This window comes from Bradyrhizobium arachidis (assembly GCF_015291705.1).
GTDB lineage: Bacteria > Pseudomonadota > Alphaproteobacteria > Rhizobiales > Xanthobacteraceae > Bradyrhizobium > Bradyrhizobium arachidis.
This window is the reverse complement of record NZ_CP030050.1, coordinates 5,397,168-5,411,722: the sequence shown is the minus strand read 5'-3', so window position 1 is coordinate 5,411,722 and position 14,555 is coordinate 5,397,168. Positions and strand designations below refer to the sequence as shown.

12 protein-coding genes and 1 tRNA gene are annotated in these 14,555 nt (G+C 62.5%); 6 read left to right on the top strand and 7 right to left on the bottom strand.

Translation table 11 applies throughout. The features are described 5' to 3' along the window. Nucleotides 1-60 precede the first annotated feature (60 nt). Nucleotides 61-2,307 (bottom strand): TOMM precursor leader peptide-binding protein, encoded by a 2,247-nt coding sequence (locus tag WN72_RS25260; RefSeq protein ID WP_092214308.1) that lies wholly within the window; start codon nt 2,305-2,307, stop codon nt 61-63. Nucleotides 2,308-3,211: 904 nt separating this feature from the next. Between WN72_RS25260 and WN72_RS25255 the strand changes: the two genes are divergently transcribed. The 5 genes from WN72_RS25255 to WN72_RS25235 all read left to right on the top strand — a co-directional run bounded on the left by WN72_RS25255 (nt 3,212) and on the right by WN72_RS25235 (nt 8,477). After that, entirely contained in the window at nt 3,212-4,081 is an 870-nt protein-coding gene (locus WN72_RS25255; RefSeq protein WP_231164030.1) for a VOC family protein, read from the top strand. Between the two features lie 200 nt (nt 4,082-4,281). Further along, nucleotides 4,282-6,132, top strand: a complete 1,851-nt coding sequence (ilvD, locus tag WN72_RS25250) for a dihydroxy-acid dehydratase (RefSeq protein ID WP_092214312.1) — start codon at nt 4,282-4,284, stop codon at nt 6,130-6,132. A gap of 222 nt (nt 6,133-6,354) precedes the next feature. After that, on the top strand, nt 6,355-6,678 hold the full coding sequence (locus WN72_RS25245; RefSeq protein ID WP_167380715.1) for a hypothetical protein: 324 nt from the start codon (nt 6,355-6,357) through the stop codon (nt 6,676-6,678). A gap of 318 nt (nt 6,679-6,996) precedes the next feature. Further along, nucleotides 6,997-7,086, top strand: a tRNA-Ser gene (locus tag WN72_RS25240). Nucleotides 7,087-7,247: 161 nt separating this feature from the next. Further along, entirely contained in the window at nt 7,248-8,477 is a 1,230-nt protein-coding gene (locus WN72_RS25235; protein WP_092214316.1) for a tyrosine-type recombinase/integrase, read from the top strand. 193 nt (nt 8,478-8,670) lie between these two features. Here WN72_RS25235 and copD read toward each other — a convergent pair whose 3' ends face one another. The 4 genes from copD to WN72_RS25215 are packed head-to-tail and all read right to left on the bottom strand — an operon-like array spanning nt 8,671 to nt 11,424. Continuing rightward, entirely contained in the window at nt 8,671-9,627 is a 957-nt protein-coding gene (gene copD / locus WN72_RS25230) for a copper homeostasis membrane protein CopD (protein WP_092214318.1), read from the bottom strand. 16 nt (nt 9,628-9,643) lie between these two features. After that, nucleotides 9,644-10,000, bottom strand: a complete 357-nt coding sequence (locus WN72_RS25225) for a copper resistance CopC family protein (protein WP_092214320.1) — start codon at nt 9,998-10,000, stop codon at nt 9,644-9,646. A 6-nt stretch (nt 10,001-10,006) separates the two neighbouring features. Beyond that, entirely contained in the window at nt 10,007-11,005 is a 999-nt protein-coding gene (locus WN72_RS25220) for a hypothetical protein (protein ID WP_092214322.1), read from the bottom strand. 53 nt (nt 11,006-11,058) lie between these two features. Continuing rightward, complete coding sequence (locus tag WN72_RS25215) at nt 11,059-11,424, bottom strand: DUF2946 family protein (RefSeq protein ID WP_143130564.1); 366 nt, start codon at nt 11,422-11,424, stop codon at nt 11,059-11,061. A gap of 295 nt (nt 11,425-11,719) precedes the next feature. Here WN72_RS25215 and WN72_RS25210 point away from each other — a divergent pair, with 295 nt between their 5' ends. Then, nucleotides 11,720-12,307, top strand: a complete 588-nt coding sequence (locus tag WN72_RS25210; protein WP_092214326.1) for a hypothetical protein — start codon at nt 11,720-11,722, stop codon at nt 12,305-12,307. 579 nt (nt 12,308-12,886) lie between these two features. Here the strand turns inward: WN72_RS25210 and WN72_RS25205 are convergent. After that, nucleotides 12,887-13,918, bottom strand: a complete 1,032-nt coding sequence (locus WN72_RS25205) for an IS110 family RNA-guided transposase (RefSeq protein WP_092221157.1) — start codon at nt 13,916-13,918, stop codon at nt 12,887-12,889. 145 nt (nt 13,919-14,063) lie between these two features. Then, nucleotides 14,064-14,372, bottom strand: coding sequence for a DUF1330 domain-containing protein (locus WN72_RS25200; protein ID WP_092221024.1), 309 nt, complete (start codon nt 14,370-14,372; stop codon nt 14,064-14,066). Nucleotides 14,373-14,555: the final 183 nt, after the last annotated feature.

The following is a 14,555-nucleotide window of genomic DNA, read 5'->3' as shown; positions in this document are numbered from 1 at the left end:
ATGTCTGGCGCGATCTTCCTGGTCGGCTTTTTCCTGGGAGCGCGCACGAAAGAGCAGCCTTCAGGTGTGTGGCAGGAATGAAGTCAGATCGTTTTCGGGTCGCGGCCGGTCCAACAATCCGAGCTTCACCGGCACATCGTAGAGCCGGCCCGGTGCGAAGCGGCGATAGAAATGACGCAGGCCGGGAACGAGCACTCTGACGACCGGAACCTCGACGTCGGGACGTGTCTGGTCGAGGACGAGGAAATCGTAGCCTGCACGGGCGGCGATCTCGACGCAGGCAATGACCTGGTCTCGCGTATTGTCGTGAAGCTTGAGGCTCGGCGCCGGGGGGATGATAGGGCGATCGCTCGGTGTCAGGAACGGGTAGTCTTCCAGACGCAGCGGTGTGACACCGTCGAGGGTCGGCTTCTCGCCGCTCGCGCCGCCCATCATGCCGACCGACATGAATTGGGTCAACTCGGTGAGGGAGCGCAGCAGGGCTATGCGGCGGTCGAAATGCGCGCCGGAGCCGAACTCGATATTCTCGTGTCCATTCTGCATCCAGTGCATGATCGCCACGTAAGTCGGAATGCCGAGATCGGTGGTGATGTCGAGCACCCACAGCTTGCGCCCGGCTTCCGCAAATTGAGTTTGGAGATCCCGGACGTAGAAGTCGTCGAACTGCTCGAGGTCGACTTCGGCGCGCTGCACCCGGTTGTACCACCAGATCGCGTAGGCATCGCGCTCTATCAGCTCGAGGAAGCCCTGGACAATCGCTTCGTCGCGGGTGTTGCCGGCCGCGCAGCCGTTGGAATCCGTGTGAAAGCCGCCATAAAAGAAATACAGGAGACCCGTCGGCAGATATCTGAAGCGTTTGTCGCGCAGCGATGAGACCGGCGACCACTCGGTCCTCGTCGCGGGATCGAACGGCTCGGGCACCGGATGGGGATCGTCCGGTCGCTGGAGAAACCTGTTCTTGAACTGCGTTTCGCTGAAGAGCTGGACATCGTTGGGAAGAAGCGCGTCGCCAGGAGCGAAATCGTCAAATCGACGCGTCGTCCTGATCTCATCGCCCTGGAAAATGCCCGAATAGCGTTCGATCGATTCCATCAGCGCGCTGGCTTCGCCCTGCTCGGCGGTCGAGCCCTTGCCAAAGCTGCCGCCGCTCAATCCGGACCTGAGCTGGTCGATGCTGTGGGCCGGCGCGGAGAAATTATGCTGGGCGAAATAGTTGGTGTTCATCGGCAGATCGACGTCGATCCGCTCGAGCCTGGACACCACGCCTGTCAGTGGGCTCACATGCTTGCGGAAGCGCGACACCGTCGAGCGCGATGTCACGGTGCGGTATCCACCGCTGGTCATGACGAGCCTCTTGCCCTCGGCAATCTCGACCAGGGCCGGAGATCGGCGCGGGTTGTTCAGCTTCCTGCTGCCGCAGGTCGGACATTGCGGGCGTCGCGTCACGTAGTGCTTGGCGATGGCGGCGCCGGTCAGGTCGAAGCTTGCGATGTGATCGCGCAAATCGGTGCGAAAGCCCGAGGCAATCGCCTTGGCGATCTCGACGGCCGCAAAATGGATTCCCGCTTGGCCGACGCTTTCCCTGACGAGCGGCGATGTGGCAACCGCATGCGCCGGTCCCCGGTCGAGAAATCCCTTGATCTCCCGATTGCGGATCATGCGATCGAACAGGCAGGTCCAGCAGGCGCTCTCGCCCGGTTTGAACACGGGCCCGACCAACGGAAACGGACCGGATGGCTGGACCAGCAACCAGGGCGTCTTGGCGGCCACGCGTTCTTGGTTCAGTTCAGCAAGTCGCCGGTCGAGATAGTCGTTCGCCAGCGTGATCGTGAACTTCGGCGCTCGCTTGGCGATTTGAACCCCGAGCTTGCTCAACACCGCGGTCAGCTCCTTGGCGCCTTTGACGTCAATCGACTCGACCTGCACCGGGCAATTGCGAAGATTCTGCTCCGCGATCTCCAGGGGCATGCCTAGGCTTGCCAGGAAACCAGCGACGGCACCGTCAAACGCTTTCGAGGTCGCTGCAACGACATATCGGCGATCGAGGAGCCGCTTGATCGCTTCCTCGATCTTGTCGGCCGGAAAGTGCTTCGAAAGCTGGCGAATGATCTCCGACCAAGCCTTGCCATGTTTTCCGATCGCGGTGGCCAAGGCACAGTAGAGCTCGCCATGCAGGAAGAACTTGCGATCCTCGGAATAGAGGCAAACCGCATCGGGAGGCAGTACGTAAGCGGTGAAGTTCGGTGCAAATCGGAGAACGTCTTTGCGGGTCTGCCGCGCAACGCGGGTCTTGCGAGTTGCAGTCATTGAGTCAGCACGCTGATCCTGTTGCCGTCACGCTGGATCCCCGGTGCAAGACGGATCGTCGCGACCGCAGGCCGGCATTTTCCCGGAGAATTGAAACGAATTCAGCTGCCGCCCGCAAGCTGCCGATGCAAGCATCGGAGCGAAATCAAGCAATTGGCCGGCCCCTTTCTTGAGGCCGGCCAATGACCTATCAACCCGTGAATTTGACATTCGGAGCGCGCCGAGGCCTAGCACCAGCGGCAGCGGCCCCACGATGCGCAGCAACCCGCGCATGATACGGCGCATCCCACCACACCGACAGCACAGCCAACTGCGCAACCTGCACATCGGCAACCGACGCCGCATCGGCAACCACGGCAACCCCGACAGCCTCCGCAGCCGCGGCAACCGCCGCATCCACGCCACGCCAGCTGCACGCGGCTGCCGGCGTTTTCCTTGTCGAAGAGATGGAAGGTGGCGAGGCTGACGTCAGCCATTTCCTCTTCATCGAGCGTGATTGCCTGACCCGTTCCAAGGTGCGGCAATTGCTGCACGTCGGGTGTCGGCACGGCGGACGCCGATGCGCCTCCCGCCAGCGAGAACGTCAACCCTGCGGCTCCGAACGCCGGCACGGCGACTTTGGTTACCCGCTTCTTCCGTTTAGAAGTCTGCTTCGCCTGCCGCATGGTCCAACCTCCGAGCATTGCTAGAAGCATCCCAGCCGCGGTAAGTCTACGCTCAGGAAATAACACGAGCAAGAATTACGCGCACAAAAGCGCGGCGCTGCGCGTTCAGAATGTATTCATCTTCATGAACGGCATCGGCACGGGCAGTTGACGCAGGGCATCAACGATCGGCGCTGTTGGTGCGCGTGCAGCTTGGTGCAGTGCCGCAAGCGCATCGAATCTTGAACGGAGAGGTCCGCGTGGCAGATCAATCAGGGCGTTTCGCTTGGTATGAACTCCTGACCACGGATGTCGCGGCGGCCGGCGCATTTTATCGCAAGGCCGTCGGCTGGGGCGTGAGGGATGAATCGACCCCCGAACTGCCCTACATGGTGTTTCGTAGCGGCGGCGCTCCGCTGGGCGGACTTATGGATATCCCGGAAGAGGGGCGGAGATTGGGGGCGACGCCGAGATGGATGGGATACGTCGCCGTCGACGACCTGGACGCAACCGCCGTGCAGATCAGGCGCCTCGGAGGCAGGATCCTTGTGCCGCCGACCGACACCAATATTGGCCGCATAGCAGTCGTTGCCGATCCGCAGGAGGCGACGTTCGGGCTGATCAAAGAACCAACCTATGGCCGACGGAAACCGGGCCGGCTGGACGAGCAGGGGCGCGTAGGCTGGCATGAGTTGCTGGCCGCCGACCGGACCGTGATCTTCGATTTCTACAGAGAACTATTCGGTTGGCAGAAAGCGGACGCTCAAGGCGAACCAGCGGCCTGGTATCAATTGTTTTCGGCGGGTGGGCAGACGGTCGGCGGCATGCTCACGAAACTTCCGAGCGTGACGCAGCCGAGCTGGTTGCATTACTTCAACGTCGACGACATCGGTGCTGCCACGAAACATGTGAATGCTGGCGGAGGCCGGATCCTCCAGGGTCCGATCGAGTTGCCCGATGGCTGCTGGATCGCACGATGTGTCGATCCCCAGGGTGCCCTGTTTGCATTGCAGGGCGCCCGAGGTCAGACAAGCATTGAGCCATCCTCGGCTTCGGAAATCGGCTGGTCCGCCAAGTGGGGTGGCATTGCCTCCCAGGGGAGAATTGTGCTGCCCAAGCCGGAGCGCTAGCCACAGCGTCTCTCCGGCGCTGACCCGAGCTTGCAATAGCCCGCGCCGGGAGCAGGGGAGGCCTGCGAAAGGCCGATCCGGCCCTGTCCGGCCCAAGTTCCCGTTGCACCTGATCACCCCGTGCGCTATCCGGCCGGAAAGGCCTGAGGCGGCTCCATATTTTCCCGCTCAGGCACCCAAACCCGAGGACGGAAACCGCCATGCCAGCCTATCGCTCCCGCACCACCACCCACGGCCGCAACATGGCGGGCGCCCGCGGCCTCTGGCGCGCGACGGGCATGAAGGACGCAGATTTCGGCAAGCCGATCATCGCGGTCGTCAACTCTTTCACCCAGTTCGTGCCCGGCCATGTCCACCTCAAGGACCTCGGCCAGCTGGTCGCCCGCGAGATCGAGCAGGCCGGCGGCGTCGCCAAGGAGTTCAACACCATCGCCGTCGACGACGGCATCGCCATGGGCCATGACGGCATGCTCTACAGCCTGCCGTCGCGCGAGCTGATCGCCGACAGCGTCGAGTACATGGCCAACGCGCACTGCGCCGACGGCCTCGTCTGCATCTCCAACTGCGACAAGATCACGCCCGGCATGCTGATGGCCGCGCTGCGGCTCAACATCCCCGCCGTGTTCGTGTCGGGCGGCCCGATGGAGGCTGGCAAGGTCAAGCTGCAGGGCAAGACCAAGGCCGTCGATCTCATCGACGCCATGGTCGCCGCGGCCGACTCCAAGGTCAGCGACGAGGACGTCAAGGTGATCGAGCGCTCGGCGTGCCCGACCTGCGGCTCCTGCTCGGGCATGTTCACCGCCAACTCCATGAACTGCCTGACCGAGGCGTTGGGCCTGGCGCTCCCCGGCAACGGCTCGGTGGTCGCAACCCACGCCGACCGCAAGCGCCTGTTCGTCGAGGCCGGCCACACCATCGTCGACCTCGTCCGCCGCTATTACGAGCAGGACGACGCCTCCGTGCTGCCCCGCAACATCGCGAACTTCAAGGCGTTCGAGAACGCGATGACGCTCGACATCGCGATGGGCGGCTCGACCAACACCGTGCTGCATCTGCTCGCCGCCGCTCATGAAGGGCAGGTGGCCTTCACGATGCAGGACATCGACCGGCTGTCGCGCCGCGTGCCCGTGCTGTGCAAGGTCGCGCCGTCGGTCGCCGACGTGCATGTCGAGGACGTGCATCGCGCCGGCGGCATCATGGGCATTCTCGGCGAACTCGACCGTGCCGGCCTGATCGACACCTCGGTCTCGACCGTGCACGCGCCGACCATGAACGATGCGCTGGAGCGCTGGGACATCAAGCGCTCCAAGAGCGAGGCGGTGCGCACTTTCTATCGTGCCTCGCCCGGCGGCATCCCGACCCAAGTCGCCTTCAGCCAGGAACGCCGCTACGACGAGCTCGATGCCGACCGCGAGAAGGGCGTGGTGCGCGATCTCGAGCATGCCTTCAGCAAGGACGGTGGTCTCGCCGTGCTCTACGGCAATCTCGCGCAGGACGGCTGCATCGTGAAGACCGCCGGCGTCGATGCCTCGATCCTGAAGTTCTCTGGCCCCGCGCGCGTGTTCGAAAGCCAGGACGCGGCCGTCGAAGGCATCCTTGGCGGCAAGGTCGTCGCCGGCGAGGTCGTGGTCATCATCTACGAAGGCCCGCGCGGCGGCCCCGGCATGCAGGAGATGCTGTATCCGACCAGCTATTTGAAATCGATGGGCCTCGGAAAGGCTTGCGCGCTCGTCACCGACGGCCGCTTCTCCGGCGGCTCGTCCGGCCTGTCGATCGGCCATCTGTCGCCGGAGGCGGCGGAAGGCGGCAACATCGGTCTGGTGCGCACCGGCGACGTCATCGCCATCGACATTCCGAACCGCAGCATCACGCTTGAGGTCTCCGACGAGGAGCTGGCCAGCCGCCGCGCAGCGGAAGAGGCGAAGGGCGATGCCGCCTGGCAGGCGACGGGCCGCAAGCGCAACGTCTCCACCGCGCTCCAGGCTTACGCTGCGCTCACCACCAGCGCCGCGCGCGGCGCGGTGCGCGAGGTGAAGCGTCGCTCAAACTGAGCATCGCGCCGTTCGCACGGCGTGCGCATAGTCAACAAGTCCTGAACGGCCGGCGAAAGCCGGCCGTTCGCGTTAAGGATGCTCCAACGAACTTCGGCAGCCCAGGAGTTTGCGGCGTATATTGCGCGCGACCTTCGCAAATCCATTTCGGGCAACTGGGGCACCACCGCAATGTCTCGTACTCTCGCTGTTGTTTTCTCTACGGCCGTCGCCGCGATTTCGATGACGGGCGCAGCCTCCGCCGGCTGCTACAATTGCTACACGCCGCCGCCGTGCCAGACCTGCTACCAGCAGCAATACGTCGCCCCGCAATACCGCACCATCGACGAGACCGTGATGGTGTCGGCGGGCTCCGTGGTTGCCCACCGCACGCCGGCGCAGTACCGCACCGTGATGGTGCCGCAGACCGTGATGGTCGCGCCGCCTGGCGTGCAGTACGAGCGCATCCCGCCGCAATATGCGACGCGCCAGCGCGTCGAGATGGTCTCGCCCGGCTATTCCTATTACGCCCCGGTGCAGATGGGCTGCGCTTCCTGCGGCTACTGAACCGAAGCAGCAGCGAGGAATTCCAAGCGGCGCTCCCTCGGGGGCGCCGCATTGCTTTTGGCGGCAGCAAACGAGGCCCGGAAACGGAGGCGAATCCAAACCGGGCCTCGCAACCAGCGACGCCCTGGGAGATGTCGCTGGTGTCCGGGATTGCTGAGCGGCCGGGCCGTATCGGTGGCCGACGCGTTGCGTGAAGCTAGAGGAACAGCCTGACGCTCGCCTGACAGCGGACTGGGTGTGGAGGCGCTTGAGGCGAGGGCGCCAACTTCGCGTTGCCTTGCGGCACCGACTGCGTTAAGCGACAGCCATTCCGGGCTTGGAAGGGTGGCCGAGTGGTTTAAGGCACCGGTCTTGAAAACCGGCGTGCCCGCAAGGGTACCGTGGGTTCGAATCCCACCCCTTCCGCCAGTATATTGTTCTCCTCTGTTCGCAGTCGTTCGAACTCCACAGCGAAATCAGTGACTTGCGCCGAAAAGCTGTACTTCGCAGTTCTCCGGTGTTCTCCCTAATCGGGACGCTGACCGTAGCTTTAGACCGTGGGTTCGGAGGACGGTTTTCCTGGAGGAACAATGGCTGGAAGGCTTAAACCACTCGACGTCGATCGCCAAACCAAGCCCGGCAAATACGCCGACGGCGGTGGGCTTTATTTGATCGTCACAGGACCAACTTCGAAAAGCTGGTCGTACCGATTCTGGAAGGACGGCAAGGAGCGTTGGCACGGCCTCGGCTCCTTGAAGGATGTGTCGCTAAAGGACGCGCGACTGGCACGCGATGCTGCGCGGCTGCGCGTGAAGGGCGATCGCAGCACCGCCGGCGTGGACATTGTGCTGGAACGGCGACAGGCGCGCGAAGAGGCGAAAGCCGTAGAGACCAAGGTCGTCATGCCAACGTTCGAGGAGTGCGCGGAAGCTTACATCCGGGTGAACTGGTCGACCTGGAGCGAGAAGCATCGCGATCAGTGGCCATCCTCCCTCAAGCGCTACGCCTATTCCACCATCGGCAAGCTGACGATCCGGGAGATCAAGCCGAGCCACATCCACGATCTGCTGAAGCCAATCTGGGTGGAAAAGCGGGAGACCGCGAACCGTGTTCGCGGCCGGATCGAAACGATCATCGCGAAGAACGTCGATATCGACGATCCGGACTTCCGCAATCCGGCTGAATTGACAAGGCAGCTGCGTGAAAAGTTGCCAAAGCGCCCCAAACGGGTGGTCCGCCATCATCCTGCCTTGCCTTACAGCGAGGCGCCGGCCTTCATGCAGCTCCTTGCCGGTGCGCCCGGGACGGCTGCCGCCATGCTGCGTTTCCTGATCTTCACAGCTTGCCGCACGAACGAGGCCGTCGACGGGCAGTGGTGTGAAATCGATCGTCCGGCCGCCACCTGGAAAATCCCCGGCGAGCGGATGAAGATGGACCAAGACCACCACGTTCCCTTGACAGATCCCGCGCTGGCGGTGCTCGACGAGATGGGCGATGGCAGCCAAGGTGAACTGATCTTTATTAATCCCGATGGCGGAGCATTCTCCGAAAATGCGATGCTCGCGGTACTTGATCGTCTCGGCTACGGACACGTCACGGTCCATGGCTTCCGGTCTACCTTTGCAACCTGGGCCGAGGAATGCACCGACTATCCTGATGGAGTCCGCGAGGCTGCGCTTGCCCATAAATACAAGAGCGAGACCACTGCGGCCTATCAACGTGGCCAGAAGCTGGAAAAGCGACGAGCGCTGATGAAAGATTGGGCCGCATTCTTGACTGGTGCCAAGGTGGTCTCATTGGACGATCGGAGGGTAGGATAGCCTTCGAGCTGAGCCAACCATAGGCGAAGGAACTACAAGATGATTCGATGAGACGATCCAATGTCCGCTAGTCTTCAGAATGCGAAGAACTCAGAGCGAGCAATCCAGTCCGCTTAGCCGCAAGCAGCGGGCCTCCGCCAGATGAGCGCAACTTCGCTGATGGGCCAAAACCCGACATGTTCTATAGAAATGGTTAGGTCGAGACCAGATGGACGGCGGGATGCATCATGCCGAGCATTCCGACAATGGCGAGGATCGTCAGTCCGAGCGCGATCTCGATAACGCTGTTGCGCGTGAGTTGCCGGAGTGAGTCCGACTGCACTCCGGTGGCGGATGGCAGGGCGAGCCGCGGCATCAGGTAGAATCGGTTAATCGCGGCAACTGCGAGCATGGCGGCGAATATGCCGAGCTTGAGCATCAACACAAGGCCGTATTCGGTTGTAAACAGCCCACGAAACGAGCCGACCAGGATCCAGACGTTGACAATGCCGGTGACGAAAAGCGTGGCCACGCTGACCATGCCCAAGATCGAAAAGCGTTCGGCCGCATCGCTCGCAACGGGTGCCCAGGCGGTCGCCTGATTCCGGCCCGCAGCGAAGAAAAGAACCAGCGACACGAGACCACCGATCCAGGCCGCGGCGGCGATCAAATGCAGTGCATCTGCAGCGAGATGCACGTCGCCCGTTGCCCCAAGGGTCGAGCCGGCATGGCCGGTCCAGGCAAGGCTTGCGGCGAGGCCGAGCCCCGCCGCGAGCGCAAGCCACTCCGCGAGTGCCGCGCGATCAAACGCGAGGCAGGCCGCCAGAGCGACTGCCAGGCCAGCGCGGACCTCCATGAGTTGCCCGAATTGGGTTTCGTTCACTACCGTCGACAGGACGTCCGCGCTTACCGCCTCGCCGAATGGCAGACCGCTCATCGAGACTGCTTGCAGCAATAGCCAGACGAGCCCGGAGATCACCCCGACGGCAAGACAAGCCCACAGCAGGTGCAGCGTTTGTGTCCAGAACGGAATTGCGACGTTTTCTTCCTCGCGCAATGCCACCTTCGCGATGTTGGTCCGAAAGACCAGGGTTCCGACTATCACCGCAGTCGCGGCGAAGTGGATCGCACGCGCCGCGACCATTGCTACGCCTGTCGCGGACCAGTCCATCGGCAGCGCCGATCTCCTATTGGCCGACCTGGAAGGTAAAGCTGCCATCGGTCGTATGTGTGTCAACCGACAGCACGCGCCAGTTCACATGATACGTTCCGGTGCCACTCGGCTTCAACGAGACCGACATCTGCTCGCCGCTGACACGAGCCTTGCCAGTATCGACCCGCTGGCCACCCGGCCCGGTGACGGTGACGCTGCTGAAAGCGGGCTCCAGCTTTTGAGTGAACCAGAGCGTCACCTGACGCGGCGGCGTCGCGACCTTATTGCCGACGCGCGGCTCGGCGTGGTCGAGAAACGCATGTGCTCTGACTTCAACGGCCGTGACCAGGAGCAGCAGCGAGGCGACCGGAATCAGACGTGAGGGTTGCATGGATTGTTACCTTGCAAAGGGGCTCGCCGGCTGCACCGGCCCGCCAAAGATCGGCTTGCCAATACCGCGCGGATCGATGTCGTCGAGGTAGAGGTGCAATTGAGCAATCACGCCGACGTTGGTCCCGCTTTGTCGGTTGATCGGGATCAGCGCCTCGATACCCATCTGAAACTTGTTGCCGACCCAGAGCACGCCGGGGTTGATTGTACCCGTCGTTGTCGTGCCCGAGGTGAGCGTGTTCGCCACCGGGGTCTGCAAATTTACTTCGATGAGCGGGATCAGGTGATTGATGAACTCCGGCAAGCCGAGATCCACGACCGAGGATTTGAGATAGGGCATGCTGTATTGGATCGTTCCGCCCCAGTTCAGCACTCGCGGGTGGAATTCGGTATCGGCAGTAAGCTCGCCGGTATCGGCGTCGATCCCAAACGTCGTCGTGAAGTTCCTGGCCGGAATCGCGTAGCCGACCTGGCCGGTGACAGCCACCGGGCGCAGCCATGAAAACGTGTCCGGCAGGTCGCCGAAGCCTTTGCCAAACCACAGCATCGGCGTGTAGGTGTTGAACGGATCGGCCCCGACGTTCTGAGAGCCGGTGCCGCCCCATTCGATGCTGAGGCCGACCGACATTACGAACTCATGCCCAGGATCCCTGAACACGCGGTATTTGAACGTGGTCTCCAGGTTTTGAAATCCGTTGGCGCCGGGAATGGTCGGATCTGTTGGACTGAGAAAAGTGTAGGTCGAGCCAAGTGCGATCGCGAAGTCCTCGGTGATTCGTTTGGAAAACTCGCCGGACACATCCCGTTGTCGAACTGGCGGAACGTCGCCGGTCTTGAAACTATCGACCGTGGGAATCGACAGTTCATCGTTCACGCCGGGATCATCGATGCTGAGGGTTGCCGGGAAGAAGCGGTTGCCCACAATCTCGTGGGCCAGGCTTCCGGAAAGGGGAACAAGCGCGATTGCGGCACCCCAAAGGCCCGCTTGCGCACGAAAGTTGGACATGAAAGGTCTCCACAGGTGTCGACGTGCAGATTCAGCAGTGCAGGCCGCCATGCTCACGCCAACGCCGGAGGCCCACGCGCTTGAATGTTCGAGGCGATCCGGGCCCATGCGGGCGCCGCCTGTGCTTGCCATTGAACAATCAGGACCTGCTCTGGATGAGCCGCGACGGTGTGCGCTCTTGGCGCATCGACGGCTCCTCCTGCATGCGACACGCACACCGCGCAAAGTCCATCGTGCGCAAAACTTCCGCGGTCCTGGTCGCCCGAACGGTTGCCGGCGCTGCCGTGGCAAATGCTGGCGCTTTGCAGCGGATCGACTATCGCGACGGTGGTAGCCCAGCACGCCGCAATTGGCGCCAGGATCTGCATCACCAGCGCGAGCACGACGATGGGAAGAAATTGTTCCAGTCCTCGACGCATCGCACCACCATGCGCCACAGGCTAGCCCAAGGTGGGGCCGTGGTCGAGGCAACTGACAATGCCGGGGCGCAGGGACGAGGGCTTTAGCGATTTAGTTACCGCGTGTTGTGCGCCGGCAACGGCGCCCGCACTCGCTCACCGTGGTTCTCCATTAGGCCAACGGTAGCCCGTTCCTCCCGCCTTGGCGGCGGCGGCACCTCGCCGAGGATGTCCGCCTGAGATGCCTTTTAGAGGATGCACCCACTTGCTTCTGGGGTACAATTTCATGCTGGTCGACCACTATAGGAGGTAAGCCATGAACAGGCTCTACGCTCTCGCTTCGGCTGGGTTCTGCGTAGCTTCGGCAGCCCTCATCACGTCCGCATCGGCATTTCCAAGCGAGGAAGTCCCGAAGAGCGAACCAGAGTACATCGCCAAGGCGAAGACCGCCGCCCCGGCGTCGGTCGTGAACAACGCGACGATCACCATGCCGCAGCCGGATGGATCATCTAAGACCGTCCAAGCCGGATCGAACGGTTTCACGTGTTTTATCGGCAAGGACGGAACGCCCGAATGCGATGACCAGAACGCCATGGAATGGCGCAAAGCTCTGCAGGCCAATCAAGCCCCGCCAAACAAGATTGGCTTCATCTTCATGCTGGCCGGGGATACTGGCACGAGCAATCATGATTCCACCGAACGGCACACCCACCAGCATTGGGTCCAGACCGGGCCACACGTGATGATCGTCGGCGGCGCAGCACACGAGATGCTCAGTCCCTATCCGCGCGATGTGGATGTCAAAGACGCGACGCAGCCCTTCGTCATGTACCCCGGCAAACCCAACGAGCACCTGATGATCCCGGTGCACTCGCAAGAGATTACGACGGGCAGCACGCGGTGACGCGCGGGAATTCCGCCGGCGGCACGGCGGCTGGTTCAAAAGGCGGAACAGGTTTCCGCAGCGCTCCCCGTCGGAATAGCGCCGGGTTCGCTGGAAGTATGCTCAGCAGGTAGGATTGTCGGTTGCCGCGTGATCGCTGTCTGGAGCGTCAGCTCGGAGGCTTCATTCGGCGAAGTCGAGTTAGTCGGCTGCACGACGACGCAGGTCGCCGTGTCGGAGTTGGGGCAAAATGCGAAGACCTCAGAGTGGGCAAATGCAGTCCGCTCCGCTCTACAAGCGGACCCTAGTGACTTGTGCCGCGACTTCGCTGATGGGCCATGTGTGGACGGCTCCGGGTTGGCAAGAAGAATCTTCACTTTGCAGCGTGGTCGGAGCAGCCATGTGTTCGGCCTGTTTGTGCGGTACTCATGACCGCTGGCCATAATGCCCTCCGCGGATCAGGTCCCGGTCAATACCTCGCATTCGATGATGCTGTGGCCCATGTGGGTTGTCCTGATCGCCGGATCGACCGGCACTTCATTACGTGCTGTTCGCCTTCCCAACCGTTACGTCACGCCGGGTTTTCCCGTGTGATCTCATTCACGCCGCGAGAGCGGCGGGTTCCTTGTAACGTTCGTTCCTGGCCATCATCGCCCAAGCCATCCGGGCGAGTTTGTTGGCCAGTGCGATAGCGGCAACCTTGGTGGGGCGCCGGGCCAACAATCGAGTGAGCCAGGGCCGATGATCGGTGCCATGGATCTTGGCATAGCGGATCACGGCGAGCGCGCCAGCCGTGAACAGGCTGCGCAAATAGCGATCGCCTTGCTTGCTGATACTGCCAAGCTTGTCCTTGCCCCCGCTCGAGTTCTGCTTCGGCACGAGCCCCACCCAGGCCGAGAAGTCCCGTCCCGATCGGAAAGCCTTGGGATCCGCAATGCTGGCGACCAAGGCTGTTGCCAACGCCGGCCCGACGCCGGGGATCGCGTCCAGCCGTTTGCTCGTCGCGCTTGATCGATGCCAGGCGATGATGCGTCGGTCGAACTCCAGGATTTGAGCCTTCAGTGCCCGCAACTGACTGCCGAGAGCAGCAAGACACGCACGGGCCACCTCGGGGAGCCGGTGGTCGGCTGGATCGGCGACGACTTCCAGCAATTGCTCGACACCCCTGCGTCCGACAGGGGCGATGATCCCGAACTCGGCAAGATAGGCGCGGATTGAATTGATCACGGCAGTCTGCTGGCGGATGAAGAGATGGCGCGCCCGGTGAAGCATCAAACAGCTCTGTTGCTCGACCGTCTTGGTCGGCACGAACCGCATGTTGGGTCTCGTGACTGCCTCGCAAATCGCCTCCGCGTCGGTGCTGTCGTTCTTCTGCCGCTTGACGTAGGGCTTCACATAGGCCGGAGGCATCAATCGCACCGTATGCCCTAACGCCTGCAGCTCGCGGGACCAATGGTGCGATGATGCGCACGCCTCGATCCCCACCAGGCATGGCGGCAGCTTCTGGAAAAAAGCCAGGACGTGCCGGCGCCTCAACTGGCGGCGTATCACCACCTGGCCGGCTGTATCAACGCCGTGCACTTGGAAGACCGACTTCGCGATGTCCAGACCGATCGTCGAAATTGACTGCATAGGCTGCTCCTCCGAATCGTGGGAGCTTTAAACGGCGCCCACTCCTTGGCACTCTCGTGCCCGTGGAGGAGCCGTCCACAGCATCACTACCAGACAAGCGGCGGTGCGAACGACCTACGAGGCAAAACTCAGCTGCGTGGTGGGCTCAATCCGTGGGCTGCGGCCCGTCGTAGCCTTCGATCACGATGATATCGATGTCCACGGCGCCCGCGCGCAGTGCCTTCGCCTTGGTGTATTCAGGTGAGCGGTAGCAGGCGAGCGCGGTTTCGTAGTCCTTGAACTCGATCACGATGTTGCGGTCGCGCGCCTTGCCCTCCACCGCCTCGAAGGTGCCGCCGCGCACCAGGAATTTCGCGTCGTATTTGCGGAGCACCGCCGCGAGGGCGGGGCCGTAGGCTTTGGTGTATTCGGGTTTGATCACATCGATGCGCCCGATCCAATACCCGTACGGCATGTTGTCCTCCTCATCTTTGCATTCTCAAATCAAGAGGGGCCGCCGGGGGTTAAATTGCTCTGCGGTGCATCATGGTTCCGTCGGGTTGACGACACCGTTGGGCTTGAGGTTAGTGGCGCCGCGGGGCCAGGCCAATCGAGCGTCGAGGTCCGTTCACAAGCTGCGTTTTGACCGGCGGTCGGG